This window comes from Lentzea kentuckyensis, assembly GCF_002150765.1.
GTDB lineage: Bacteria > Actinomycetota > Actinomycetes > Mycobacteriales > Pseudonocardiaceae > Lentzea > Lentzea kentuckyensis.
Genome location: NZ_MUYM01000132.1, coordinates 1 through 25,332, shown reverse-complemented (window position 1 = coordinate 25,332; position 25,332 = coordinate 1). Strand labels below are relative to the sequence as shown.

At 68.0% G+C, this 25,332-nt stretch carries 22 protein-coding genes and 1 riboswitch; of the genes, 8 read left to right on the top strand and 14 right to left on the bottom strand.

Annotated elements, in window-relative coordinates; all coding sequences use genetic code 11:
- Positions 1-54 precede the first annotated feature (54 nt).
- The 4 genes from B0F77_RS41440 to B0F77_RS41425 are packed head-to-tail and all read right to left on the bottom strand — an operon-like array spanning position 55 to position 6,119.
- Positions 55-3,762 carry an ABC transporter ATP-binding protein gene (locus B0F77_RS41440; protein ID WP_086668547.1) on the bottom strand — a complete coding sequence of 1,236 codons (3,708 nt, stop codon included), beginning with the start codon at positions 3,760-3,762 and terminating at the stop codon, positions 55-57.
- A 47-nt stretch (positions 3,763-3,809) separates the two neighbouring features.
- Positions 3,810-4,682: an ABC transporter permease subunit gene (locus B0F77_RS41435; RefSeq protein ID WP_086668546.1), complete on the bottom strand. Its 873-nt coding sequence runs from the start codon at positions 4,680-4,682 to the stop codon at positions 3,810-3,812.
- Positions 4,682-5,638 carry an ABC transporter ATP-binding protein gene (locus tag B0F77_RS41430; RefSeq protein WP_086668545.1) on the bottom strand — a complete coding sequence of 319 codons (957 nt, stop codon included), beginning with the start codon at positions 5,636-5,638 and terminating at the stop codon, positions 4,682-4,684. Before B0F77_RS41430 ends, B0F77_RS41435 begins: the two co-directional genes overlap by 1 nt.
- 22 nt (positions 5,639-5,660) lie before the next feature.
- Positions 5,661-6,119, bottom strand: a complete 459-nt coding sequence (locus B0F77_RS41425; protein ID WP_245849337.1) for a hypothetical protein — start codon at positions 6,117-6,119, stop codon at positions 5,661-5,663.
- Positions 6,120-6,763: 644 nt separating this feature from the next.
- On the opposite strand from B0F77_RS41425, the gene B0F77_RS41415 reads away from it, so the two are divergent.
- Positions 6,764-8,212, top strand: a complete 1,449-nt coding sequence (locus B0F77_RS41415; RefSeq protein ID WP_086668544.1) for an MFS transporter — start codon at positions 6,764-6,766, stop codon at positions 8,210-8,212.
- A 9-nt stretch (positions 8,213-8,221) separates the two neighbouring features.
- Entirely contained in the window at positions 8,222-8,902 is a 681-nt protein-coding gene (locus B0F77_RS41410; protein ID WP_086668543.1) for a TetR/AcrR family transcriptional regulator, read from the top strand.
- A gap of 55 nt (positions 8,903-8,957) precedes the next feature.
- Here B0F77_RS41410 and ald read toward each other — a convergent pair whose 3' ends face one another.
- Both ald and B0F77_RS41400 read right to left on the bottom strand, forming a co-directional pair.
- Positions 8,958-10,070, bottom strand: a complete 1,113-nt coding sequence (gene ald / locus B0F77_RS41405; protein WP_086668542.1) for an alanine dehydrogenase — start codon at positions 10,068-10,070, stop codon at positions 8,958-8,960.
- A gap of 102 nt (positions 10,071-10,172) precedes the next feature.
- The gene (locus B0F77_RS41400) at positions 10,173-12,416 is read right to left on the bottom strand and encodes an alpha-L-fucosidase (protein ID WP_086668541.1); all 2,244 of its coding nucleotides are present in this window, start codon (positions 12,414-12,416) and stop codon (positions 10,173-10,175) included.
- A gap of 136 nt (positions 12,417-12,552) precedes the next feature.
- Positions 12,553-12,645: riboswitch (glycine riboswitch) on the top strand.
- 62 nt (positions 12,646-12,707) lie between these two features.
- Here B0F77_RS41400 and gcvH point away from each other — a divergent pair.
- Positions 12,708-13,091: a glycine cleavage system protein GcvH gene (gene gcvH, locus B0F77_RS41395; RefSeq protein WP_086668540.1), complete on the top strand. Its 384-nt coding sequence runs from the start codon at positions 12,708-12,710 to the stop codon at positions 13,089-13,091.
- 29 nt (positions 13,092-13,120) lie between these two features.
- On the top strand, positions 13,121-14,485 hold the full coding sequence (locus tag B0F77_RS41390; protein WP_086668539.1) for an L-serine ammonia-lyase: 1,365 nt from the start codon (positions 13,121-13,123) through the stop codon (positions 14,483-14,485).
- Positions 14,486-14,498: 13 nt separating this feature from the next.
- Here B0F77_RS41390 and B0F77_RS41385 read toward each other — a convergent pair whose 3' ends face one another.
- Together B0F77_RS41385 and B0F77_RS41380 are read right to left on the bottom strand one after the other, a co-directional pair.
- The gene (locus B0F77_RS41385; protein ID WP_086668538.1) at positions 14,499-14,852 is read right to left on the bottom strand and encodes a winged helix-turn-helix transcriptional regulator; all 354 of its coding nucleotides are present in this window, start codon (positions 14,850-14,852) and stop codon (positions 14,499-14,501) included.
- A gap of 403 nt (positions 14,853-15,255) precedes the next feature.
- A complete protein-coding gene (locus B0F77_RS41380) occupies positions 15,256-15,906 on the bottom strand; it encodes a TVP38/TMEM64 family protein (RefSeq protein ID WP_143467196.1) in 651 nt (216 codons plus the stop codon).
- Between the two features lie 71 nt (positions 15,907-15,977).
- Between B0F77_RS41380 and B0F77_RS41375 the strand changes: the two genes are divergently transcribed.
- Positions 15,978-16,382, top strand: a complete 405-nt coding sequence (locus B0F77_RS41375) for a hypothetical protein (protein ID WP_086668536.1) — start codon at positions 15,978-15,980, stop codon at positions 16,380-16,382.
- 169 nt (positions 16,383-16,551) lie between these two features.
- Here the strand turns inward: B0F77_RS41375 and B0F77_RS41370 are convergent, their stop codons facing one another.
- On the bottom strand, positions 16,552-16,860 hold the full coding sequence (locus tag B0F77_RS41370) for a winged helix-turn-helix domain-containing protein (protein ID WP_086668535.1): 309 nt from the start codon (positions 16,858-16,860) through the stop codon (positions 16,552-16,554).
- Entirely contained in the window at positions 16,857-17,705 is an 849-nt protein-coding gene (locus tag B0F77_RS41365) for a hypothetical protein (RefSeq protein ID WP_086668534.1), read from the bottom strand. The genes B0F77_RS41370 and B0F77_RS41365 overlap by 4 nt, the downstream gene beginning before the upstream one ends.
- Positions 17,706-17,890: 185 nt before the next feature.
- On the opposite strand from B0F77_RS41365, the gene B0F77_RS41360 reads away from it, so the two are divergent.
- Positions 17,891-20,158, top strand: coding sequence for a glycosyl hydrolase family 95 catalytic domain-containing protein (locus B0F77_RS41360; protein ID WP_086668533.1), 2,268 nt, complete (start codon positions 17,891-17,893; stop codon positions 20,156-20,158).
- Between the two features lie 56 nt (positions 20,159-20,214).
- Here B0F77_RS41360 and B0F77_RS41355 read toward each other — a convergent pair whose 3' ends face one another.
- Together B0F77_RS41355 and B0F77_RS41350 are read right to left on the bottom strand one after the other, a co-directional pair.
- A complete protein-coding gene (locus B0F77_RS41355) occupies positions 20,215-20,610 on the bottom strand; it encodes an SSI family serine proteinase inhibitor (protein ID WP_086668532.1) in 396 nt (131 codons plus the stop codon).
- Between the two features lie 87 nt (positions 20,611-20,697).
- Complete coding sequence (locus tag B0F77_RS41350) at positions 20,698-21,567, bottom strand: SGNH/GDSL hydrolase family protein (RefSeq protein ID WP_086668531.1); 870 nt, start codon at positions 21,565-21,567, stop codon at positions 20,698-20,700.
- Positions 21,568-21,654: 87 nt separating this feature from the next.
- Between B0F77_RS41350 and B0F77_RS41345 the strand changes: the two genes are divergently transcribed.
- On the top strand, positions 21,655-22,932 hold the full coding sequence (locus B0F77_RS41345) for an MFS transporter (protein WP_086668530.1): 1,278 nt from the start codon (positions 21,655-21,657) through the stop codon (positions 22,930-22,932).
- Here the strand turns inward: B0F77_RS41345 and B0F77_RS41340 are convergent.
- Both B0F77_RS41340 and B0F77_RS41335 read right to left on the bottom strand, forming a co-directional pair.
- Entirely contained in the window at positions 22,864-23,715 is an 852-nt protein-coding gene (locus B0F77_RS41340) for a diacylglycerol kinase catalytic domain-containing protein (protein WP_086668529.1), read from the bottom strand. The genes B0F77_RS41345 and B0F77_RS41340 overlap by 69 nt on opposite strands.
- Positions 23,712-24,659: an SPFH domain-containing protein gene (locus B0F77_RS41335; RefSeq protein ID WP_086668528.1), complete on the bottom strand. Its 948-nt coding sequence runs from the start codon at positions 24,657-24,659 to the stop codon at positions 23,712-23,714. Before B0F77_RS41335 ends, B0F77_RS41340 begins: the two co-directional genes overlap by 4 nt.
- A gap of 96 nt (positions 24,660-24,755) precedes the next feature.
- Here B0F77_RS41335 and B0F77_RS41330 point away from each other — a divergent pair.
- Positions 24,756-25,332 (top strand): NUDIX hydrolase (locus tag B0F77_RS41330; protein ID WP_245849335.1); only part of this gene is annotated, 577 nt, incomplete at its 3' end.

The window sequence follows — 25,332 nt, the reverse complement described above, 5'->3', positions numbered from 1 at the left end:
GCGCGCGCTCGCCCCTTCGGAGCCAAGAAGTTGACGATAGGTACAACAGCCAGGTCAGGCGGCTTCGGGCGTGCCCTGGCGCCAGAGGCGGGCGTAGGCGCCGTTGGCCGACAAGAGGTCGGAATGGGTGCCCTGCTCGACAACCCGTCCCCCGGCCAGCACCACGATCCGGTCAGCCCGAGCCGCGGTCGCCAACCGGTGAGCCACCACGAAGGTCGTACGAGCGCCCGTTAACCGGTCACTGGCGGCCAGCACCGCGGACTCGGTGGCCGGATCCAGCGCCGCGGTCGCCTCGTCCAGCAGCAAAACGTCCGGCTCGACCAGCTCGGCCCGAGCCAGCGCCACCAACTGGCGTTGCCCCGCCGACAGGTGGTTGCCGCGCTCCCCGACAACCTGCCGGAACCCGTTGGGCAGCGAGGCCACCATCTGCAGCGCGCCCACGGCTTCCACGGCGTGCTGGATCTGGGCGTGCGAGGCGTCGGGGCGGCCGTAGGCGACGTTGTCGGCCAGGTCGCCGCCGAAGAGGTGCGCTTCCTGGGGGACCACGCCCAGGCGTTGGCGGTAGCCGGACAGGTCGTAGGTGCGGACGTCCACGCCGTCGACCAGGACGGCGCCCGAGGTGGCGTCGTAGAAGCGGGCGATCAGCTTGACGAGGGTCGACTTGCCCGCGCCCGTCTCGCCCACCAGCGCCACGGTCTCGCCGGGGGAGACGTGCAGGGTCACGTCGGCCAGGGCGGGCTGGTCGGCGCCCGCGTAGGTGAAGGAGACGTTCTGCAGCAGGACCTCGCCGCGGAGGCGGGGAGGCACCGGGACGGGGGAGACCGGTGGCTCCACCGAGCTGGGGGTGCGCAGCAGGTCGCCGATGCGACGCAGGCCCACACGGGCCTGCTGGTAGCCGTCGAACACGCCGGACAGCTGCTGGATCGGGCTGAAGAACAGGCCCAGGTACAGCAGGAAGGCGAGCAGGATGCCCGGGGTCAGCGAGCCTTCGGCTACTCGGTGGGCACCTACGGCCAGGACCACGGCCTGGGCCACACCGGACAGCATTGCCACGAACGGGAAGTAGGTGGCGATGTAGCGCTGGGCGCGCAGGCGGGTGCGGCGGTAGGCGTCGCTGCGTTCGGCGAAGGCCTCGGCGGAGTGGCGTTCGCGGGTGTAGGCCTGGGAGACGCGCAGGCCGGAGACGTTCTCCTGGAGGTCGGCGTTCACGGCGCTCACGCGTTCGCGGGCTTCGGCGTACGCGGCGGAGGAGAGGCGCTGGAAGATCACCGTCGCGACCAGCAGGATCGGCACCACGGCCAGGGCGATCAGGGCCAGCGAGGCGTCGGTGAACAGCAGGGCGGCGGTGATGCCGACGACGGTGATCAGGCTGATCACGGCGGTGACGAGGCCGGTCTGCAGGAACGTCGAGAGGGCGTCGACGTCGGTCGTCATCCTCGTCATGATGCGGCCGGCCATCTCGCGCTCGTAGTAGTCGAGGCCGAGGCGCTGCAGGTGCGCGTAGCTGCGGACGCGGAGCAGGTAGAGCAGGCGTTCGCCCAGGCGGGCGGCGAACACGGTGCTGCCCGCTGTTGTCAGCCAGCCGATCACCACCAGGCCGACACCGAGCACGACGGCCCGCCACAACGCCGACTCGGCGCCCTGCGTCACGCCGCCGTCGACGCCCAGGCGCACCAGGGCGGGCATGCCCATGCCGACCAGCGCGTCCAGCACGACCAGCACGGCCACGGCGGCGAGGCCCCAGCGGACCGGCCGCAGGAGGCGGGCCAGCCGAAAGCCGGGATCGGGCGCGCGCGGGTCTTCGCCGTGCAGCACCGGGATCTCGGTGGCGGGTGGCAACTTCCGCACCTGGGCCAGCAGTTCCGGGGTCGGTGGACCACCGGCCAGCGCGGCCATGCCCCCTCCGCCGCCGCCTGCTCCCCGCCGGCCGGCCGAGGCGGGCGCGGTGGTCTTGGCGTCGTCGATCAGGCGCTGGTCGAGGTCGTCCTGCGACAACTCCGGCCACAGCTCACCGGAGACAGTCGGCGCGGTCGACTCGATCGCCTCGCCGGGACCCGCCAGCAGGTCGCGGTAGAGGGCGCAGCGCGCGGTGAGTTCGTCGTGGGTGCCGATGTCGATCACGCGGCCCGCGTCCAGGACCGCGATCCGGTCGGCCAGGGACAACGTGGAACGCCGGTGGGCCACCAGCAAAGTCGTGCGGTTCGCCGTCACCGTGGCGAGGGTCGCGTGGATCGCGGCCTCGGTCGCGTTGTCCACCGCGGAGGTCGCGTCGTCCAGCACCAGCACCCGCGGGTCGGACAGCAGCGCACGGGCCAACGCGACGCGTTGGCGTTGCCCGCCGGACAGAGTGAGGCCGCGTTCGCCGACCACCGTGTCGTAGCCGAGCGGCAGGGCCTCGATGAAGTCGTGCGCCTCTGCGGCCTTCGCCGCGCGCTCGACCTCCGCCCGCGACGCGTCCGGCATGCCGTACGCGATGTTCGAGAACACCGTGTCGGAGAAGAGGAACGCCTCCTCGAACACCACGCCCACCGCACCGCGCAACGACTCCAGCCGCAACGTGCGCACGTCCACGCCGCCGACCCGCACGGCACCGGAGTGCACGTCGTAGAAACGGGGCAGCAGCAGGGAAACCGTCGACTTGCCGGAACCGGCGGTGCCGACCAGCGCCAGCGTCTCGCCCGGCTCCACGGAGATCGAGAAGTCCTGCAACACGGGTTCGCTGCGGGCGTACCCGAACGTCACACCGGAGAACGAGATCCCCAGCGGCCCGGACGGCACCTCACCGGGGCCGTCCGTCACGTCAGGCTGCGAGTCGATCAGCTCGTACACCCGTTCCACCCCGGCGCGGGCCAGCTGCGCGGACACCATCAGGCTGGACAACAACCGGGTCGGGCCCACCAGGTTCGCCACGTACGTCGTGAACGCCAGGAACGTGCCCAGCGTGACCTGCCCGTGCAACGCCAGCCAGCCACCCAGCCCCAGCACCGCGACCTGCCCGAGCAACGGCAGCGCCGTCACGGTGGCCAGCGGCTTCGACGACAGCTGAGCGGCCCGCATCCGTTCCGCGAACAACGACTTCGCGTGCTTCTCCAGCCGCGCGACCTCGCGCGCCTCCTGGCCGAAGCCCTTCACCACGCGGACACCGGTGACGGTCTCCTCGACGTGCTGCGCCAGATCGGCGGCCCGCTGCTGCGCGGACCACGTGGCGGGGAACAACGTCAGCCGGGTGCGGCCGGCCAGCCACGCCACCAGCGGCAGCACGATCACCGCGATGATCGTCAGCGGCACCGACAGGTAGATCATCGCGGCCAGGGCGGCCACCGCGAACACCACGGTGCCGACCGCCAGCGGCGCCATCATCAGCAGTGACTGCACCAGCTGCAGGTCGGTGATCGAGCGCGACACGATCTGACCGGTCCGCAGCTCGTCCTGCTTCGCGCCGTCGAGCCGTTGCACCGCGGAGAACACGCCGAGCCGCAGATCGTGCTGCACGCCCAGAGCCAGCCGCCCGCCCAGATAGCGGCGCAGGAACGCGGACCCGAACGTGAGCAGCTCCAGCACGACCAGCGCGACCATCAACGGCCACAACCGATCCGTGCGGCCCACCGTCGAGTCGTCGATCGCCGTCTTGAGCAGCAACGGCCCCGCCGCCTGCAGACCCACGCCGACGACCGCGGCGACCACCGACAGCACCACCAGGCGGGGGTGCTGCCAGCACGCTGCGGTCAGTCGGCGGATCCAGCCTTTTGTCACGGGACCCACAGTACGGTCGGGGTCCGACAGAAAATTGTGACTTCAGAAACCGCAGGTCAGGTGATGTCCTTGGACTGCGTGGCCGCCCAGCCGCCTGCGAACACGATCCCGGACCAGGCGAGGAACACCAGGCCCGACCACCACCAGTCGAGCGACCCGCCGGCACCGGCGATCGCCCGCAGCACGTCCTCGATCTCCTTCGGCACCACACCCGCCGTCGACAGGAACAGGTCGACCGAGACCGACCCGGTGAGCCCGTTGATCGACCCGTTCGGCAGGAAGCCGATCACCGCCGGCACCTCGAGGTACGCGAGCACGAGGTGCAGCACGTTCTCGATCACCAGGAAGTACAGCAGCAGAAGCACGATCGCCCCTGCCATGTTCGGGATCAGCGCGCCCACGCCGACGCCGAACATCGTCATCAGGATCGACGACAGCACGCACACCAGCGTCAGCATCGCCCAGCCACCGGCGTCCGGCAGCTGCCCGGCGTCGCTGGTGATCACCACTCCGATGCCGAGGAACAGCATGATCGCGAGGCCGAAGATCGCGCCCCACAGGACGTAGACCAGCATCTTCGCCAGCATCGACTGCATCCGCGACGGTGCGGTCAGGAACGTCGTCGTGATCGTCCGCCGGTTGATCTCACCGGAGATCGCCATCGCGCCGAAGACCATCGGGAAGATCGTCGAGATGTTGATCGCCCGCGCCATGCCGAACAGCGACACCTTCCACTGGTCCGGCGAGACCCCGAGGAAGTCCGACACCTCGTCGACGTCGCTGGACGACGCGAAGTCCACGAAGAACTGCCCCAGCAGGCCGGTCGCGAGCCCCCAGCCGAGCGCCAGCACCGCGGTCGGGATCAGCAGACCCCACCACAGGCCGGTGGTCGTCGTCTTGCGGAGCTCCGCCTGTACGAGGTTGCCCATCAGGCCCAACCACCCTGCTGTTGCTGCTGATACGGCGCCGGCGCGTACCCGGCGTACTGGCCACTGGTGAGCTGGAAGAACAGCCGCTCGAGGTCGACCTGCTCCTCCTGGATGCCGTAGATCGACACGCCCGCCTTCAACGCGGTGTCCGCGACGTGCTTCGAGTCCACACCGGACACCGCGAGCCTGCCGTCGGGCAGCTGCTCGATCGTCTGCACGCCGTCGGCCCGCAGCGCGGTCGCCAACGCGTTGATGTCCGACGGCTGCACGAGAACGCGCCTGTTCTGCTGTTGCCGCAACTGGTCCAACGGCCCGTAGAACATCGTCTGCCCGCGCGAGATGATCACGACCTGGTCGACGGTCTGCTCGACCTCGGCCAACAGGTGGCTGGAGATCAGCACCGTGCGTCCCATACGCGCGTACGACTGCAGGAACGTGCGCAGCCACGCGATGCCCTCGGGGTCGAGGCCGTTCGCCGGTTCGTCCAGCACGAGCACCTGCGGATCACCGAGCAGCGCGGTCGCCAGCGCCAGTCTCTGCTTCATGCCGAGCGAGAACCCGCCCACCTTGCGATCGGCCGCCGAGGCCAGGCCGACCAGGCCGAGGACCTGGTCGGCCTGCGCGTCGGGCACGCCGATGGCCGCCGCGTACACGCGCAGGTGGTTGCGGGCGGAGCGGGCGGGGTGGAACCCCTGCGCCTCCAGCACCGCGCCCACCACGCGGCCGGGCTGGCCGAGCTGGTGGAACGGTCGTCCGTTGATCGTCGCCGTGCCGCTCGTCGGCTTCACGAGTCCCAGCAACATGCGCAGGGTCGTGGTCTTGCCGGCGCCGTTCGGGCCGAGGAAGCCCGTCACACTGCCGGGTGACACGGTGAAGCTCAGGTTGTGCACGGCCGTGACAGAACCGAACTGCTTGGTCAGGTTCTGGACCGCGATGAGGCCGCTGCCGTCATGCATGCGGCCCATCCTGCCCGAAACGTCAGTCCGGCAAGGCGTGCTTGGGCCGAGACACGACCGGCGCGCGGTGCACCACCACGGGTTCGTCGGTCAGGATCGCCGGCTCCGCGACCAGCACGGGCAGCTCGGTGGTCAGCTCCGCCGGTGTCTCGGCGGGAATCTCGATCGTGCCCGATCGGGTGAAAGGGTTGCGCAACGGCCTGCGCCGCTCGCGATGCGGCAGCCCCTCGCCGATCAGGTGCTGGTGCGCCATGTTCCACACCTGGCAGGGCCATCGGCGGCGCCACAGCCAGCCGGCACACGCCTTGCACCGGCCGTCCTCGTCGGGCTGGTGCACCGTCAGGAGCAGCCGCCAGCCGTCCGCGAGGCGGTGGATCTCCGCGCGTGCCAACGGCACCAGCGCCTCGGCCTCGCCGTGCTCGGCCACCTTGTCCAGCAGCGCCAGCCTCTGCAGCACCGCGTCGCGCAGGGTCTCGTCCATCACATCTTCGCCGTCGCCTGGTCGAGCAAAGAGCCCAGCCGACGCGTCTGAGTGGCAGACATCACAGCGGTCTCGCCCGGTGGCGTGACCAGGAGAACTCGGTCGTTTTCGACCAGAACGGTCATCGATCTGTCTCGACCGAACGGGTCGTGGCAGTGGATCCAGCCCTGTGGTTCAGCCATGGAATCTCCCTTCGAGGGACACCCGACTCCGTCTTCATCGGCCGTAGTCCCTGCTCGCCGCACCGCAGGCGGGGGAATTCACTCGTTTGCTGGACTGGCCCAGGGCGGGCAATGGTCCAGTCGGTGAAACTTTTAGGTCGCGTTTCGGTGGGGGTGCTGGGCGCGGCTGCGTCAGGCCCGCTATATTTGGTCACGGCGGCCCCGCTCCCAGTGACCCCCAGGCTGGTTGAGCGCGGCCGCCCTTTACGTGGCGGGCTCTGGTGCTCATCGTCCTTCGGTCGATTTCGCCAGAGCCCGCAGTATTTGTCGGGGGGACGACCCCCCCCGAGCCCCCCGCGTGTTCGGGCGCTGTGCGCCCTCACAGTTCGCATCCCCTGCGTCCCTTCGCCATGTGCGAAATCCTCTTGCGCTCTGCGGTCTCGTACGCTGTAAGTTCCTCGTACACCGTAAGGGGGAGGAACGATGACTTCGACGACCGAGAGGGTCGGGGTGCACCCGCACCCCCAGCGCTGGGCCGTGCTCGGCGTGCTGTGCCTGTCCGTGATGGTCGTGGTGCTCGACAACACCGTGCTGAACGTGGCGATCCCGTCGATCTCCACCGGTCTCGGCGCCAGCACCGCGGACATCCAGTGGATGATCAACGCGTATTCGCTGGCGTTGGCGGGCCTGCTGCTCACGACCGGTTCGTTGAGCGACAGGTTCGGCCGCAAGCGTGCGTTGCTCGCGGGCCTCGTGCTGTTCGGTGCGGGGAGTGCCGTGGCGGCCTACGCGGGTTCGGCCGAGGCGTTGATCGCTGCTCGCGGCTTCATGGGCATCGGTGCCGCGGTGCTGATGCCCGGCACGCTCGCCGTGCTGATGCAGTTGTTCGACGACAAGGAACGCCCGAAGGCCATCGGCGTCTGGGCGGCCGTCACGAGCCTCGGCTTCGCGGCGGGGCCGGTGATCGGTGGCGCGCTGATCAAGCACTTCTGGTGGGGCTCGGTGTTCCTGATCAACGTGCCGGTGGCGGTCCTCGCGGTCGCGGCCGTCGCGCTGCTGGTGCCGGAGTCCAGGGACCCGGCCGTGCGCAGGCCGGACGTGATCGGCTCGATCCTGTCGATCATCGGCATGGTGTCGATCGTCTACGCGGTGATCGAGGTGCCGGAGCACGGGTTCGGCTCGGCGGAGTTCGGCGTGCCGGTCGCGATCGGCCTGGTGACCATGACGGGGTTCGCGTTGTGGGAAAGGCACACCGCGGAGCCGATGCTCGATCTCGGGTTCTTCGCCGACCGCCGCTTCACCGGTGCGGTGGCGTCCGGCGTGCTGGCGGCGTTCGGCATGGCGGGCTCGCTGTTCCTGCTGACGCAGCACCTTCAGGGCGTGCTCGGCTACAGCCCGTTGGAGGCGGGCGTGCGCGTGGCGCCGATGGCGATCGCGTTGCTCGTCACCAGCAACACCCTGGGACAGCTCGTGATCAAACTGGGCGCGGGCCGGGCGATGCTGCTCGGCATGACGATCGTCGCGGGCGGCGTCGCGTTGCTGTCGATCGGCACCACCTACCCGCCGACGCTGGCCGGTCTGATCTTGATCGGCGTGGGTGTCGGTGTGTCGCAACCGGTTGCGGTCAACGCGCTGATGGGCTCCATCCCGCCGGAACGCGCCGGCATCGCGTCCGGGCTGTCCGGCACGCTCACCGAACTGGGTTCCTCGTTCGGCATCGCCGTGCTCGGCGCACTGCTGTCGGCGCGATTCGTGGCTTCGTTGCCGGACGGCGTTCCGGGGCGATCTTTGAGCGAGGCGCTGCACAGCGGTGCGGACATCACGGTCGTGCGTGAGGCGTTCTCGAACGGCATGAGCGTCAGCCTGTTGATCGGTGCTCTGGCCGTCTTCCTGGGAGGTGTTGTGGCCAGCGTGCTGCTGCGGCGTGCTTAGGATCGCTCTGTGGACAGCGTGTGGTTCGGCAAACCCAGGCCCAGCAGCGGCCAGCCCCTCGGCCTGAGCCGGGAGGCGATCGTCCGCAAGGCGATGGAAGTGCTGGACGCGCACGGTCTGCAGAAGCTCTCCATGCGCAAGCTCGCCGCGGAACTGGGCGCGGCACCGATGTCGCTGTACTGGCACGTGCCGACGAAGGACGCGTTGATCGAGCTCTGCCTCGACGAGGTCTACGGCGAGTTCGACCTGCCGGGCCCCGACGACGACTGGGAGAACGCGGTGCGCGGGATGATGCACTCGTTGCGTCATCTCGCGCTCAAGCACCCGTGGTGGGTGCGCGGCATCGGCGAGTTCAACTCGATCGGCCCGAACGCGGTGGCGATGGCGGACTCGATGTTCGGACCCATGTTGCGGGCCGGCCTGTCGATGGCCGTGGCGGCGCAGTCGATCTCGACGATCTCGAGTTTCGTCGTCGGGTACGCGATCGCCGAGGTGAACTTCATCAGCCGCGGCGGGATGGACTCCCCGCCGCCGGACCTGGGCAAGATCGCCGAGATGTACCGGGAGAAGCACCCGAACTACGTGGCGATGCTGGACGAGCAGGAGATCTGGTCGCTGGAGCGGCAGTTCGAGTTCGGGCTGGACTGCGTGATCGACGGCATCAAGGCGCGCGTCGCGGCCCTCAGATAAGCGAAACCCCCGCAGCGATTCACGCGTGCGGGGGCCTCATTCATTCAGTTGGTCTTCAGATCACGGACTCCAGCGGCGTGTGCACGAGGCCGGTCGCCTCGGCCACCGGGCCGTTGGTCAGCTGGCCCGCGTGGACGTTGAGGCCCAGGGCGAGCGAACGGTCGTCCTTCAGCGCCTGCGTCCAGCCCTTGTCGGCCAGCGCGACGGCGTAGGGCAGCGTCACGTTGGTGAGCGCGTAGGTCGAGGTGCGGGGGACGGCGCCCGGCATGTTCGCCACGCAGTAGAAGACCGAGTTGTGGACCTCGTAGGTCGGCTCGGCGTGCGTGGTGGGGCGGGAGTCGTCGAAGCAGCCGCCCTGGTCGATGGCGATGTCGACGAGCACCGAACCGGGCTTCATGTCGGCGACGAGTGCGTTCGAGACCAGCTTCGGGGCCGCGGCGCCCGGCACGAGGACCGCGCCGATGACCAGGTCGGCCTCGCGGACGGCCTGCTCGACGGAGAAGGCGTTCGAGGCCAGCGTGCGCAGGCGGCCCTGGAACTGGGCGTCGATCTGGCGCAGGCGGTCGACGTTGGTGTCGAGGATCTGGACGTCCGCGCCCATGCCGACGGCGATGGTGGCGGCGTTGACGCCGGCCACGCCGCCGCCGATCACGACCACGCGGGCCGGGGCGACGCCGGGGACGCCGCCGGGCAGCACGCCGCGGCCGCCGGAGGGCTTCATCAGGGCGAACGCGCCGACCTGGGGGGCCAGGCGGCCCGCGACCTCGGACATCGGGGCGAGCAGCGGCAGCGAGCGGTTCGGCAGCTGCACGGTCTCGTAGGCGATGGCCGTGGTGCCGGAGGCCAGCAGGGCCTCGGTCAGCGGCTTGTCGGCGGCGAGGTGCAGGTAGGTGAAGAGGGTCTGGCCGGCGCGCAGTCGCGGGTACTCCTCCGCGATGGGCTCCTTGACCTTGAGGACCAGGTCGCCTTCGGCCCAGACGTCGTCGGCGGTCGCGAGGATCTTGGCGCCCGCGGCGAGGTACTCCTCGTCGGTGATGGCGGAACCGAGACCGGCGCCCTGCTCGACGAACACGTCGTGGCCGCGGCTGGTCAGTTCGTGGGCACCGGCCGGGGTGAGGGCGACGCGGTACTCGTGGTTCTTGATCTCGCGGGGAACTGCGATCCGCACGATGACTCCTCCGTTCGGTGGCCTGCATCTCATAATGTGGGGCACCCGGAAGGTCATGTCACCGTGCGGATCGCACTATCCGACTCCTGGCTGGTTGTGCTGTCAGGACAAAGCCACCTTGAACACCCATGCGTGCTGACCGACGTCGGATGGCACGTCGACCACCAGTTTTCCACCCGATCGGGTCCATTTCAGGGGCCTGTCATGCCCCAGCAGCGTGATGCGGTCACCATCCCGCAACGGCACCGGAGCGTCGACCACGAGCTGTGACCCCGGTTGGACCAACGAGGTGATGTAGAACGCCTCGTTCTGCTTGACCGTGAACCGCAGCGAACCCAGCTGGGCCATCCGCGACCAGTAGGTCGTGCCGTAGATCGACTCGCCGTTCGTCCGCAGCCAGTCACCCGTCTCGCGCAGACGCTGCTGCATGATCTCCGGGATCGAGCCGTCCGCCCGCGGGCCGATGTCGAGCAGGAAGTTGCCGTTCTTGGACGTCGTGTCGACCAACGTGTCGATCACCTCGTCGGCGGTCATGTACATCGAGTCCGGCGTCGCCCGGTTCCACCCGTACGAGCGCGGGTCGAGGCCGCGCGAGGCCTCCCACTTCTTCACCACGGTGTTCGGGTACGTCGCGTACTCCGGTGTCGTGTAGTCGTGGGTCGGGACGCCGCACCTGTCGTCGACGGTCACGTCCTTGGGCACGGCCCGGTTCTTGGCCTTGTTGAAGTAGTCGGCCAGCACCCGCCGTGAGTCGTTCGCCCCGCCGATGTCGCACCAGATGACGTCCGGGTCGTAACCGTCGACGAGCTCGGTCATCTGCGGCGCCTGGTAGTCGCGCACGAAGTCACGGCCGGCCTGGTAGCCGGTGTAGGGCTCGGCGGCACCGGTGTACGGGTTGCGCGGTCCGTGGCCCGACCACGGGTTGTCCGGGTTGAACCACTCGGGCATCGAGAAGTAGAGCCCGTTCTTCAGCCCCGGCGTGTACTTCCGCGACGCGTCGAACAGCTCCTTGACCAGGTCGCGGCGAGGTCCGAGATCGACGGAGTCGCGGCCGGACACCTTCGAGTCCCACAGCGCGAAGCCCTCGTGGTGCTTCGAGGTCAGCACGTAGTACTTCGCGCCCGCCGCCTCGAAGAGCTTCACCCAGTCCTTCGGGTTGAACTTGGCCGCGGTGAACTGCGGGATGAACTGGTCGTAGGAGAAGTCCTGTCCGAACGTCGCCGCGTGGTACGGGTGCACCGCGTTGTTCGGGTCCTGCATCCACTGCCAGTACCACTCCGCGTACTGCTCACCCGGCGGCGACCACGCGGGCACCGAGTAGAGGCCCCAGTGGATGAAGATGCCGAACTTGGCGTCGTCGAACCAGTACGGCGACTCGTGCGTGCCCAACGACGCGTCCGTCGCCTGGTAGTCCGCCACGCCCAGCGTGAACTTGGCGGCCTGCGCGGCGGAGACGCGTCCGGACGTCGCGATGACCTTCCCGTCGAACGTGCCCGTCCGGGAGGCGTGGATGCCGATCCGCACCCGTGCCTCCTCACCGGGCGCGAGCCGGCGCACGAGAGCGGGCTGCAGCGTCACCACGCCGAGCCCCTCGGCGCGCACCGAGATGTTCGAGACCCACTGGTCACCGAGGTTCACCACGGTGGCCTCGATCGTCTGCCCGCCCAGCCGCGGCAGCTTGGCCGTGCTGCGCGCGGACCGCACGGCGAGCACCGCGCCCTTGCCGGCCGGTTGCAACGACAGCGCGAACACGTGCAGCGAGGACTTGCCCTCCACCGCCGGGTTCGTCACCGGCAGCGTGATGCCGACGGCGTCCTTCGAGGGATCTGCCCAGACTTGGGCCGTGCCGATCGACACGGGGTGCTGGTCGGTGCCGCCGGGGGAGTACCGGAACGGCGCGGAGATCGGACCACTGCCCGCGTACCAGTCAGGACCGCTGATCGACCCGGTCGTCGTCGATCCGTCCGCGTAGTGCACGGTCGCGGTCCCGCCGGCCGCACCGTACGAGGACGCCACGAGGAAGTGCGCGGTCAGGTAGCGGCCGCGGGGCAGCTCGATCCGCTGTCCGAGAGCGACCGCGTTGTTGTTCTTGGCCTGTGAGTTTCCCGGGAACAGGTACGGCACGCCATCAGCTGTGACCTGCCCGGACGGTAGTGCTTCCGCCGGGAACGCGTAGCCGGAACCGTCGAAGTTTCCGCTCCTGTCGGCCGCGGTGTCGATGCCGTCGTTGTCGAAGAGGTGGGTGAGGGGAACGGTGACCGGCGCTGGTGCCTCCGCCGCGGACGCGGCGGGAACAGGGGTGAGCACCAACGAGGCGAGCAAGGCGACGATGAACGGTTTCCTCATGAGACCTCCGATGTCTGCCTGAACTCACCATGGCAGCGCTCTCCCCGATGTCAACCTTCTCGCGTTGACACTTGGCGGTGGCCGCACATAGCGTTCCCGGTCGAGAACTGAAGACCGGCCGCGGCGCGTCAGCGCCAGAACCCGAGTGGGAGAGACCTCGACGAACTGGTCGGGGCGCCGAAGGGGCAAGCTCCCGCACACTCTCAGGCAGCAAGACCACTCGGGGTAGGCAACTCTGCACGGCGGAGGGGGCGCTAGTTGTCCTGACCCGTCACAGCCAGAGGAGTCGCCGTGGAGTTCCCCGAGAACCTGCTCTACACCGTCGAGCACGAGTGGGTCGACTGGACGCCGGGCACCCAGGACCCGCTGACCTGCGGAATCACCGAGTACGCCGCGGACGCGCTCGGCGACATCGTCTTCGTCCAGCTGCCAGAGGTCGGTGCCAAGGTCGTCACCAACTCCGTCTGCGGCGAGCTGGAGTCCACCAAGTCCGTCAGCGACCTGTTCTCGCCCGTCACCGGTGAGGTGATCGAGGTCAACGGCGCTGTCGTCGACGACCCGGCGATCGTGAACAACGACCCGTACGGCGCCGGCTGGCTGTTCAAGGTTCGCGTCGAGGCGGCGGAGAACCTGCTCACGGCGGCCAAGTACGCCGAGCTCACCAAGTCCGACTGACCGCTCCCTCCACCACGAAGGACTGATCAGTGGCGATCAGCGTTTTCGACCTTTTCTCCGTCGGCATCGGACCGTCCAGCTCCCACACGGTCGGCCCGATGCGCGCCGCGGCGATGTTCGTCGAGAAGCTCGGTGCGCGGGTGTCCGAAGTGGACCGCGTGCACGTCGAGCTGTTCGGCTCGCTCGGCGCGACCGGTCACGGCCACGGCAGCCCGAAAGCCGTGTTCCTGGGCCTCGAAGGCAACCTCCCCGAGGAAGTCGATCCCGCGATCGCGGCGCACCGCGTCGAGGAGATCGTCACCAGCGGGCGGCTCAAGCTCGGCGGCGCGCACGAGATCGGTTTCGTGCACGACCGCGACCTCGTCATGCACCGACGCAAGTCGCTTCCGTTGCACCCCAACGGAATGAGCTTCGAGGCCTTCCGGGGTGACGAGTCGGTCGAGCAGGCCGTCTACTACTCGATCGGCGGCGGTTTCGTCGTCGACGAGAACGCGAGCGGGACGGACCGGATCAAGCCGGACAGCACACCGCTGCCGCATCCGTTCCTGACCGGCGACCAGCTTCTCGCGCGCTGCCGGGAGACCGGCATGTCGATCAGCGAGATCATGATGGCCAACGAGCTGTCGTGGCGGTCGGAAGACGAGGTGCGCCAAGGACTTCTGCACATCTGGCACGTCATGCAGGAGTGCGTCGAACGTGGCTGCAACGAACACGGCATCCTGCCCGGCGGCCTCAAGGTCCGCCGCCGCGCCGCCGAGATGCGCAAGCGGCTGGAGAGCGAGCACTTCGTCACCGACCCGCTGCGGGTCATGGACTGGGTGACGCTCTTCGCGTTGGCGGTCAACGAGGAGAACGCGGCTGGCGGCCGGGTCGTCACCGCGCCGACCAACGGTGCCGCCGGCATCGTGCCCGCGGTTCTGCACTACTACACGAAGTTCGTGCCTGGAGCGAACGACGACGGCGTGGTCCGCTTTCTGTTGACGGCGGGCGCGATCGGCGTGCTGTTCAAGGAGAACGCCTCGATCTCCGGCGCCGAGGTCGGGTGTCAGGGCGAGGTCGGCTCGGCCTGCTCGATGGCGGCCGGCGGTCTCGCCGAGGTCCTCGGCGGCACCCCGGAACAGGTCGAGAACGCGGCCGAGATCGCCATGGAGCACAACCTGGGCCTGACGTGCGACCCGATCGGCGGCCTGGTGCAGATCCCGTGCATCGAACGCAACGCCGTCGCGTCGATCAAGGCGATCACCGCGGTGCGCATGGCGTTGCGCGGCGACGGCTCGCACTTCGTCTCGCTCGACAAGGTCATCAAGACCATGCGGGACACCGGCAAGGACATGTCGGTGAAGTACAAGGAGACAGCTCGCGGCGGGCTCGCCGTGAACGTCATCGAGTGCTGAGTCGAGTGCCGGCTCAGCGTGCGTCGTACAGCTGCTGTGCCTCCAGCACCTCGGGCATCCGTTCTTCCAGGAACAGGATCAGCGAGAGCAACCGCTCGGCCGTCTCCCGGCCGAGCGGTGTGAGGCTGTAGTCGACGCGCGGCGGGTTCGTCGGCTGCGCGTCGCGGTGCACGAGTCCGTCCCGCTCCAGCGCGTGCAGGGTCTGGGACAGCATCTTCTCGCTGATCCCGTCGACCCGGCGGCGCAGTTCGTTGAAGCGCAGGGGGCCGTTGAGGAGCGCGCTCATCGTCAGGCTGCCCCACCTGCCGGTGACGTGCTCCAGCGTCGGGCGTGACGGACACGCCTTGGCGAACACGTTGAACTCCATACCAGCATGCTAACTGATGGTTAGTGCTGGATGAAGGGAGCTTTCCGCAGTGGAAAGCTCCCTTCGCCTCAGAACGGCCAGTCGGCGTTCTGACCTGCTTCGAGCAGCGGGATCAGCTTGAAGGTCGCGGCGATCGTCAACGTGCCCTCAGTGTGGTGTCGGCGCCGTCATGCGCGGTGCGAAAACGTGTAGCCGATCGTGTTCAGACGCGATGCGCCGTCGTGGAGGTGGATCGCAGCGTGGACCTCGGGTCAGGTCTCAGGGACGACCGAGAACGGGAAGCCTGACGACCGAGTGCGGCAAGCCCTCGTGTTCCTTCGCGGACAGCAGTGCGAGGAATGCGGGTACTCCGGCAGTGTTCGTTCAGCCGTGACTTCCCCGATCGTCACAGACAGCGATTTTTCTACGGCGCCGCCTTCACGAGCCGGCGCAGCAGGTAGAACAGTCCGACGGTCAGCAGGAAACCGACCGCGCTGATCATCACGATCTGCTCGACGGTCTCCGCCTGTGAACCCGCGAACACGTAGGCGGCACAAATCGGCACGGTACCGATGAGCGTGAACAACATGAAGGTCCGGAACGACACCCTGGACACGCCCGCGGACACCGACACCGTCTCCGCCATCATCGGAATTCCGCGCGCCACCCCGAAGAACCAGGGCCCGAACTGACGGCCCCAGCGCCGCATTTCAGTCAGTTCCTCGATGGTCACCACGCGTCGCACCAACCACGGCCCCGCATACCGTCCGAGGGCGTACCCTGCGGCAGAGGAACCCAGGGATCCGACGATCGCGAGTGCCAGCCCGAAGGGCAGACCGAGTGCCGTCCCCGCCAGCACGATGAGCGGGGTGGACGGCACGGGCAGCAGCACGTCCACGACGAGCAGGGCGAAGATCGCCACTGCCGCCCACCACGGATCGATGCCCCGCACCCACGTCACCACTCCCTCGAAGTCGATGAGGTCGAGCGCCTCGAACACGAGCCAGCTCAGCAGGACGAACGCGAGCACGACGAACGGTATCCACTTCCACCGAACGCCCGTCTCATAACTCATCGGGTGATGGTCGCCCACCGCGATGCGCCGGACAATCCGCCAGTGGCGCAGGTTCCGCGAAGGAGACACACATGAGTGACGACCTCGTGCCGTTTCTCGGGCACTGGGTGCTCGATCCGGCGCGCTCCGCGTACTCCGGCGGCACCCCTCCCCGCAGCGGTCACTACGACCTGCGCCTCGACGGTGACCGGCTCGTCGTCAGCATCGAAGGCGTGCTGGGATCCGGTGATCCCATCCGCACCGGGTACACATTGGACCTGTGGCAGGACACGCCGATGGCCGTCGGCAAGGTCGACCGCGTGCGCACGGTCGTCGAGCCGCGCCGGTTCTGCACGATCGCCTTCGCGGGCGCGCAAGCGGTTGCGCGGGCGTGGCGGATTCTCGGCAACTTCAACGAGATGACGATCGTCCAATCGGCACCTGACCAGTTCGGGGTGTGGCGGGACGACGTGTCCGTGTACCGCAGGCAGTTCTAGCGGCTGTCGCTACCAGCGCAGTTGGTGGTAGTTGAGGTGATCTGCAATCGATTACATCGGCTCGTAACTACAACCAACTTACAGGTGCAGCATCGTGAGAGCGCGACCACCGGGGTTGCCTGTGCCCGCTGTCGCGGAAGTCCGTCCCTCCGGACCCGACAAAGCACTGCTAGCGATTGTCGTGCCGGTCCAGCAGCGCCCGCAGCGCGGCCATCTCCGCGGCGAGGGCGGTGCGGCCGGCCTCGGTGATGTGCAGCCACGTCTTGGGGCGCCTGCCCTCGTAACCCTTCTCCACCTCGACCAGCCCCGCCTGTTCCAGCACGGTGATGTGCCGCGACAGGTTGCCCGCGGTCAGTTCCAGCGCCGACTTCAGGTACGAGAACTCCACCCGTTTCGTCTCGGCCGCGATGGTCAGCACGCCGAGCCGATGTCGTTGGTGGACCGTGTCGTCCAGGCCGGAGGTGGGGTTCTCGCTCATCGAGCCGACTCTCGCCGCACGAACCCGATGATCCCACCGGCGAGCAACACCAACGCGGGCAACGCCGTGCTCGCGTACTGCTCCACCGCCAGAGGCCAGTAGAAGCTGAATCGTCCTGCCTCGTTCACGAACAGCACGGTAGCCGCGAAGATCGCCATGGTGATCGTGCACACCGCGCTGCGCTCCAGGTAGGCGAGTCCGGCCAGGCCCGCGGCGAGCACGAGCAGCGGGCCGTACGGGTAGAACGTGACGGCGTGCACCAGGAAGAACAGCGCGAGGACCGCGACGGTGAAGCCGACGCTGCGCCTCCACCACGTCGCCGCCACGATCACCGCCACCGTGACCGGCAGCGCGATCTGCCAGCCCACGCGACCGAAGAACAGCTCGGTCAGCACCGGCACGCCGGCCACCTGCAGTGCCAGCAGGAAGATCGTGACCTGGGTGTAGATCCTGGTCGGCGTCTCCACACCGACCTGCGCCGCGCGCCACCGGTACCACCAGACGACCGCGAGCAGGCCGCACAGCAACGCGACGGTCCAGTAGACGTCCACGGCGAGGCTCGGCGACGCGGGCATGAACACCGGGCTGGTCATCACCTGGCCGGTGGGGTGCAGCCAGTGGTAGAGCCACGGCATGCCCGACGAACTCCACGCGCACGGCTTCGGCTCCACGAGCGCCGGGTCCACGCCGCTCTCCACGCACATCCTGCGCGCGTAGAACGGCGTCGACACCAACGTGATCAATCCGAACAGGAGGAACGGCAGCCAGTAGCCGTGCCGGTCGGCGCGGGCGCGCTTGCGCATCGCACCGAGCTCGTTCAGCAGGCCCTGCGGATTCTCAGTCATGGCACAACCCCCAATTGCACTCTGATGCAATCAGGTTTGCATTACAAACCAAACTCGTCAAGCGCGGGGGCGGAACACCGTCACGACGACGCGCAGGCCTCTTGACTCTGGCTGGGCTCTCACGAAAGATCCGATGAATCGCCGCCGCGAGGACTAGACCGCACATCGAAGTGAGGTGCCCGAAAGTGGTCGAACTCAACCGGCGCACGTTGATCGGAGGAGCGTTAGCTGGGGTGGCAGGTGGTGCACTGCTCCCTGACGGCGCGTCCGCCGCTGATGGTTTCAACTGGCGCGACTTCATCGGGTCATCGGATCTCATCTGGAAGAAGATGCCCGCCACCTGGTTCGAGGGGCCCTACCTCGGCAACGGGTACCTGGGCTCCGGCATCTACGCCGAACCGAACGCCAACGCCATCAGATTCAACGTCCAGCACTCCCAGGTGCAGGACCACCGGCCGGAGTTCGGGGCGCTGTTCGGCCTCGCCCGGCTGCCCATCGGCTACTTCACGCTCGAACCCGTCGGCGCGATCACCGGCGTCGACCTGCGCCTGGGCCTGTGGAACGCCGAGCTCACCGGCACGATCACGACGGCGGCCGGCAGCCTGCGGATCAGGGCGTTCATCCACACCAAGCGCGACCTCTACGCGATCGACGTCCAGGCCAGCGAGGGTGAGCGCGCGTTCAGGTGGGTTTTCCACCCGCTCAAGGCGATCAGCCCGCGCACCGACCCGAAGTGGAACCGGCCCGCGCCCGCCGGGTTCACCGACAACCCGCCGGTGCAGCTGACCAGCGCCGGTGACGTGCAACTGGCCGTGCAGCCGTTGAACGCCGGTGGTGAGCACGTCACGGCGTGGCGCGAGGTCACGCGTGGCACCCGGCGCACGCTCTTCACCAGCGTCGCGTGGTCGCACCCGACGAAAACCGCTGTGCGCAAGGCGATCGGCAACGTCCGGTGCGGTTCGATCGAAGGTCTAGCGGTCGACCACCGGTTGTGGTGGCACGACTTCTACCGCAAGAGCTTCCTGTCCATTCCGGACAAGCGGTTGCAGGCGTTCTACTGGATCCAGCTCTACAAGTTCGCTTCAGCGGCACGGAAAGAGGCGCCCGCGATCGCGACCTGCGGGCCGTGGCTCGAGAACACGCCCTGGCCGAACACCTGGTGGAACCTCAACGTGCAGCTGGAGTACTGGCTGATCCACGGCTCCAACCACGTCGACTTCGACGCCGTCACGTACTCGGTCGACCGCTACCGCGACGTGCTCGTCGAGCAGGTGCCGGCGGAGTACCGGCACGACTCGGCGGGCATCCCGCGCACCACCGACACCGTGCTGAACAACGGTGCCGGGATCGGCAACTCCGGTTACGGCGTGGGCATTCCCGGCAAGGACGTGCCGACGCCCGAGGTCGGCAACCTGACCTGGACGCTGCACAACGTGTGGCTCACCTACCGGCACACGATGGACGACCGGATTCTGCGGGGAGTGCTGTTCCCGTTGCTGCGCAGGGCCATCAACTACTACTTCCACTTCCTGACCAAGGGATCGGACGGGAAGTGGCACCTGCCGATCACGTTCTCACCCGAGTACGGCGTGAACTCGCCGGACACCAACTACGACCTCGCGCTGATCCGGTGGGGCTGCAAGACGTTGGTGGAGTCCGCGAAGTCGTTGCGCGTCAACGATCCGCTGATCCCGAAGTGGCAGGACACGCTCGCGAACCTCACGCCCTATCCCGTCGACCAGAACGGGTACATGATCGGCGCGGGTGTGCCGTTCGCCAAGTCGCACCGGCACTACTCGCACCTGCTGCAGGTCTACCCGTTGTACGAGGTGACCTGGGAGGATCCGGCGCAGCGCCAGGTCATCGAGACGTCGCTGAACCACTGGATCAGCTTCGAAGGTGCGTTGCAGGGCTACACGTTCACGGGTGCGGCGTCGATCAGCGCGCAGATGTTGCGCGGCGACAAGGCGGACTTCTACCTCGGCGAGCTGATGCGCCGGTACATCAAGCCGAACACGATGTACCAGGAGTCCGGCCCGGTCATCGAGACGCCGTTGTCGGCGGTGCAGTCGATGTACGACATGCTGTGCCAGAGCTGGGGTGGCGTGATCCGCGTCTTCCCCGCGGTGCCGTGGCCCGAGATCTCGCTGGACAACTTCCGCACGCAGGGCGCGTTCCTGCTGTCGGCTTCCCGGCAGAAGGGCGCCACGCGGTGGATCAGGCTGCGGTCCGAGGCCGGCGCGCCCTGCGTCGTGCGCACGGACATCAAGGATCCGGTCGTGCGGGACAGGTGGGGTCGCCCGAAGCGCTTTTCGGTGCTGCCCAACGGAGATCTGCGCATCGAGCTGCGGCGCGGTGAGGAAGCTGTCATCCACCGCAACGGTGACAGGCCGGACCTGAAGGTCGGCCCGGTGATCGGTGCTCCGGCACCTTCCTGGGGACTGCCCGGATAAGGGCATCACCGGTGTTCCAGTGCGACGGCGGCGCGCTGGAACACCGGTGACACGGTCTAGAAGTCGAAGACCTTGCCGGTGAACGCGCGCACGACGCACGGGTTCGAGTACACCTGCTGGAAGTTGACCTGCTTGTTGCGCCACTTGCCGCGCAGTGTCGCCTTGGTCGGGTTCAGCTCCATCGTGCACATCGCGCCGGTCTCTTCCAGTCTGCGGAAGTCGCCTTCGACGGGGATGAGCTGGTCGCACGCCTGCTTGGCGTGCTTGTGCAGTCCGCCTGCGGGTTCGCAGTTCAGCTGCGTGGTGCTGAGCGTGCCCATCTCCGGTTGCACCGACAGCACCAGGCCGGATGCGGGGAGGAGGGGTGCTGCCAGGGGTGCCGCCGTGGCCGTTCCGGGGACGAGCGGCGCGGCGAGCGCGAGGCAGGCAAACAGAAGTCGGGTCCTTGCCATGCCAACACTCTGGCGCGGCAAGGACCCGGAATTCCATTCAACTGAGCGGTAACACCAGATCGTGTAAACCGCCGAAAGTGCGTGCAACTAGACGCCGGTTGATTCCGTCCCGGCGAGCGCGGCGGCAACCTGCTTACCCACCGCTGCCATCCCACTGGCATTCGGGTGAACCGGGAAAGCGAGGCTCGTCGGAATGATGCCCTCGACCCACTTGTCCCACGGCGCCGCACACGTGTCGCGACCGAGACTGATGTCGTAGGGGTTCACGAAAGTGGCACCGGCGGCCTGGGCTTGGGCGCCGAGCATTCCGTTGAGCTGCTTCTGCACGTTGTCGAGATACGGGACGTCGCCCCTGGAGATGGGCACGATCGGCCAGCACCCGCCGGACGGCGGCAGGATCCGCAGGTAGCCGACCACGACGACCTCGGCCTTCGGAGAGCGCTGCTTGATCCCCTTGAGGACCTCCGCGACCTTCGCGCCGGTGGCGTTGACGCGTTGGGCGAGGGTGTCGCCGTAGTACGCCTTGCAGGGCGCGCCGTTCGGGTCGAGCACGCTCTTGCCGGCGCAGGTCAGGATGATGTCCATGAAGCCGATGTCGTTGCCGCCGATGGACACCGTGACGAGGTCGGTGTCGGCTTGGAGAGCGCTCAGCTGGGCGACGGACTGACCGGGGATGCCGCTCTGGGCGGCGAACATGTCCCCGGTCTGCGCTCCGCCGCAGGAGATGTCGGTGAAGTTGGCGATGCCCAGCCTCTTCGCCACGACGGACGGGTAGTTCTGCGTCGATTTGAAGCAGCTCAGCGGATCGAGCCGCTGCAGCGGGATGAACGGTCCGGAGACGAACGAATCTCCGAGTGAGACGTAGTTCCGGTACTTCGGCGCGGCGGTGGCGGTGGGCACGAAAAGGGCCGCGATCAGGGCGGTGAGCAGGGAAACAACAGTCACTCGGCGCGTCATTGCTACCTCGTTACTGAAGAGTAGGAACGTAGGTCGAAGGGTGACCGGGCCATTGCGCAGTGTCAATCCCTCGACCAGGCTGGAACGATGACGGGGGTACGCAAAGTAGCTTTGGCATCCGCGGTCGGTAACACGATCGAGCTCTACGACTTCCTGCTCTACGGCACAGCGTCGGCGCTGGTGTTCAACAAGATCTTCTTTCCGCAGTTCGACTCGCGCGTCGGTGTGCTGCTGGCGTTCGCCACGTTCGGCGCGGGTTTCGTGGCCCGCCCGCTCGGCGGCGCGGTGATCGGCCACCTCGGGGACAGGCTCGGCCGCCGGGTGATGCTCGTGATCACCCTTTCCGTGACGGGGCTCGCCACGGCGTTGATCGGCTTGCTGCCTTCCTACGCCTCGATCGGCATCTGGGCACCGGTGCTGCTGGTGTTGCTGCGGATCGTGCAGGGCTTCTTCATGGGCGGCGAACAGGGCGGCGCGTCGCTGATGGCCGTCGAGCACGCGCCAGCGGGGCGCTGGGGCTGGTACGGCAGCTGGGTGTTCATCGGGTCACCGATCGGCCTGGTGCTGGCGAACCTGGCGATGTACGTGTCGTCGAGGGTGTCCGGCCCCGGCTTCCTGACGTGGGGCTGGCGGTTGCCGTTCCTGTTCTCGGTCGTGCTGGTCGGCATCGGTCTCTACATCAGGCTGCGGGTGACCGAGAGCCCGCGGTTCGCCGGCGCCGAGAAGTCCAGGACGCCGCTCGCCGAGGTGGTGCGCACGCGGTGGCGGGTGCTGCTGCTCGGCGCGGGCGTGAACCTCGGCTTCCAGATCTTCATCTTCGTGTTGTCGGTGTTCACCATCAACTACGGCCGCACGGCGCTGCGGCTGTCTCCGGACGATCTCCTGGTGGCACAGGTGCTCGGAGGGCTCGCGCAGGTGGTCTCCCTGCCGGTGTTCGCCTGGCTGTCGGACCGGGTCGGGCGGCTGCCCGTGATGTTCGGTGGTGCGGTGTTCCAGGCGGCCTTCGCGTTTCCGATGTTCTGGTTGATGGACGCGCAGTGGTTCACCGCGGCGATCGTGCTCGGCTTCGTCGGCTCGGGTGCGTTGTTCGGGCCGATGGCCGCCTACTTCGCCGAGCTGTTCCTCACTCGCGTGCGGTACAGCGGGGTGGCGGTGAGCTACCAGCTCGGTGCCGTGCTCGGCGGTGGCTTGGCTCCGTTCGTCGCGACCTCGTTGCTGGGATACGGAACCTGGGCCGTCGCGGTCTACCTGATCGCGGGTGCCGTGATGTCCGGCGTGTGCCTGCTGGTGATCGGCTCAGCGCACGAGGCGGAGCCGGCGGGTGGCGAGTCCGACGCTCAGCCGCTGACCCCAGCCGAGGCGTAGCGCGTCGCTCTCGATGCCGTCGCCGAACGCCACCAGCCCGTCGGACTCGACGTCGACGGCCAGCGGCTGGTCCGTGATCTCGCCTTCGGTGTGCGCGATCCCGGTGCTCGGCGACGGCCACGCCTCTCGCACGAACCAGACGAGCCGGCGTTCGGTCGGTTGCGGAAGGGTGAGCGCGCTCTTCCGTTCGCGGTGGGCACTCGAACACCAGCCGGTCGCGCCAGTTCCGCTGCCGACGAGGATGCCGGACGACGCCTGGCGTTCGCTGTGGATGCGGTACCGGCTGGTCTGGTGGCTCGGGTGGCCGACGTAGATCTCGTTGAGCGCGTGGAGGGTCTGGCCGTCGTCCGTCCTGGCCTCGACCATGGTCCGGTCTTCGGTGTTCTTGGTGCTGTGCAGGAGTTCTTTCGTGTCCTGGGGCGAGTGTTTCGCGAGCACGCCCTGCTCGGGGTTGATGCCGATCACGGGCTGGCCGTCGAGGTACTTGGCGACGTTCGCGACCAGCCCGTCCTGCCCGACGATGACGACTACGTCCTCGGGCGCGAACAGGAACCGCGACAGGTCTTCCCTCTCGACCACGCCACGGCGCCAGTCCAGCGGGATGGCGGCGCTGACGTCTCCCAACGCTTTGCGGGCCTGCTGGTCACGGTCCACCACCTCGTCCAGTGTTCTGTCGCGGGACTTCAGGAAGAACTCGACCTGGCCTCTGGTGCCGTGTCGTGCCAACAACTCTGTCAGCTCGGTGCGCCGGTGCACCAGCACAATTCGCGGGGCGAGACTCATCGCGCCAGGCGGTTCAGGATCGGCTGGATCAGGTCCGGAGTCAGCGTGATGCTGCCGATCTCGGGGAGGTTGCCCGCGAGTTCCTTGGCCGCCAACGCGTACAGCGTCTCCTGCGGGATCTCCTTGTAGGCGTCGAGGCGTGCCTTTTCGCCGGCCGCTTCGGCTTCCGCGAGCTTGCGGATGCCCTCCGCCTTGGCGTCGTCCGCGATCCGGCTCGCCCTGGCGTGGTCCTCCGCCTTCTTGAGCGCGTTCGCTCCTCGTTGTACGACAAGGAGTTCTTCTCTCTTTGCGAGCTCGATCTGGTTCTGGAGCTCGTTTTCGCTGATCGCTCGTTCTCGTTCCACGGCGACCGCGCGGCGTTGGTAGGTGGCCTTGTCCGCCTCCTGCTGCACCTTCTCGCGGACGGTGGTCTGCAGCGCCTTCTCCATGTCGGCGTCCGGGCGGATCGCGACGACTCGCACGTCGATGATCTCCAGGCCGATGTGCTGCGCGGTCAGGTTGGTGGTCACGGCTTCCTTGACCCGTTCCACGCCGGTGCGCATGGCGGGTTCGAGGTCGAGCGTGGCGAGGATCTTGAGGGCGTGCTGCTGGGTGCTCTCGGTCAGGGTGTTCGCGATCTGGCTCAACGGGTCCTGGCGCCAGACGCCGGTGTCGGGGTCGATCGAGAAGTCGATCCGGGCGGTGGCCGTCGCCGGGTCGGTGCAGCGGTAGGTGACCGTCAGCTGGACCGTCACGTCCTGGTAGTCGCTGGTCCGCGCGTGGAAGAGCATGGGCAGTTCGCGGTCGTCCACCGGAACCTCGCTCAGGACCGCGGTCGCCGGGCGGAACCAGAAGCTCAGGCCCGTGCCCTCGTGGATCACCTTGCCCTTCCGGACGTGTCTGATGTGGACCGTGGGGGCTCCTCTGAGGTGCCTGAGTCCGGGGTAGGTGCTGATGTCGGCCACTTCTCGTCTCCTTATCGTCGTGTTGACGATAAGCCTATACTCGGTGACGTGTACTCGCCAAGTGATTTCCCTCCCTTCGCTGTCACGGTCGATCTGGTGGTGCTGACCGTGCGGTCTGACGCGCTGTGCGCGCTGCTGGTTCGCCGGGGGGAGGCGCCGTTCCGGGGGCGGTGGGCGTTGCCTGGAGGGTTCGTCCAGGTCGCCGAGTCGGTGGACGCTGCCGCTGCTCGGGAGTTGGCTGAGGAGACCGGGGTGTCCGGGCTGTTTCTGGAGCAGCTCGGGACTTATGGGGAGCCTCGGCGGGATCCTCGGATGAGGGTGGTTTCGGTGGCCTACCTGGCGTTGGCTCCGGATCTGCCGGTGCCGGTGGCGGGGACTGATGCCGCTGCGGCCTCGTGGGTGCCGGTTGCCGAGGTGGGGGCGTTGGCGTTCGACCACGCGCAGATCCTGGCCGATGGGGTGGAGAGGGCTCGGGCGAAGTTGGAGTACACGCCGTTGGGGACCGAGTTCTGTTCGGCCGAGTTCACGGTGGCTGAGTTGCGGCGGGTTTACGAGATCGTTTGGGGGGTTTCGTTGGATCCCCGGAACTTCCATCGGAAGGTCACGGGGGTGGAGGGGTTGCTGGTGGCTACCGGGGAGACGTCTTCCCGGGACGGGGGGCGGCCGGCTGCGC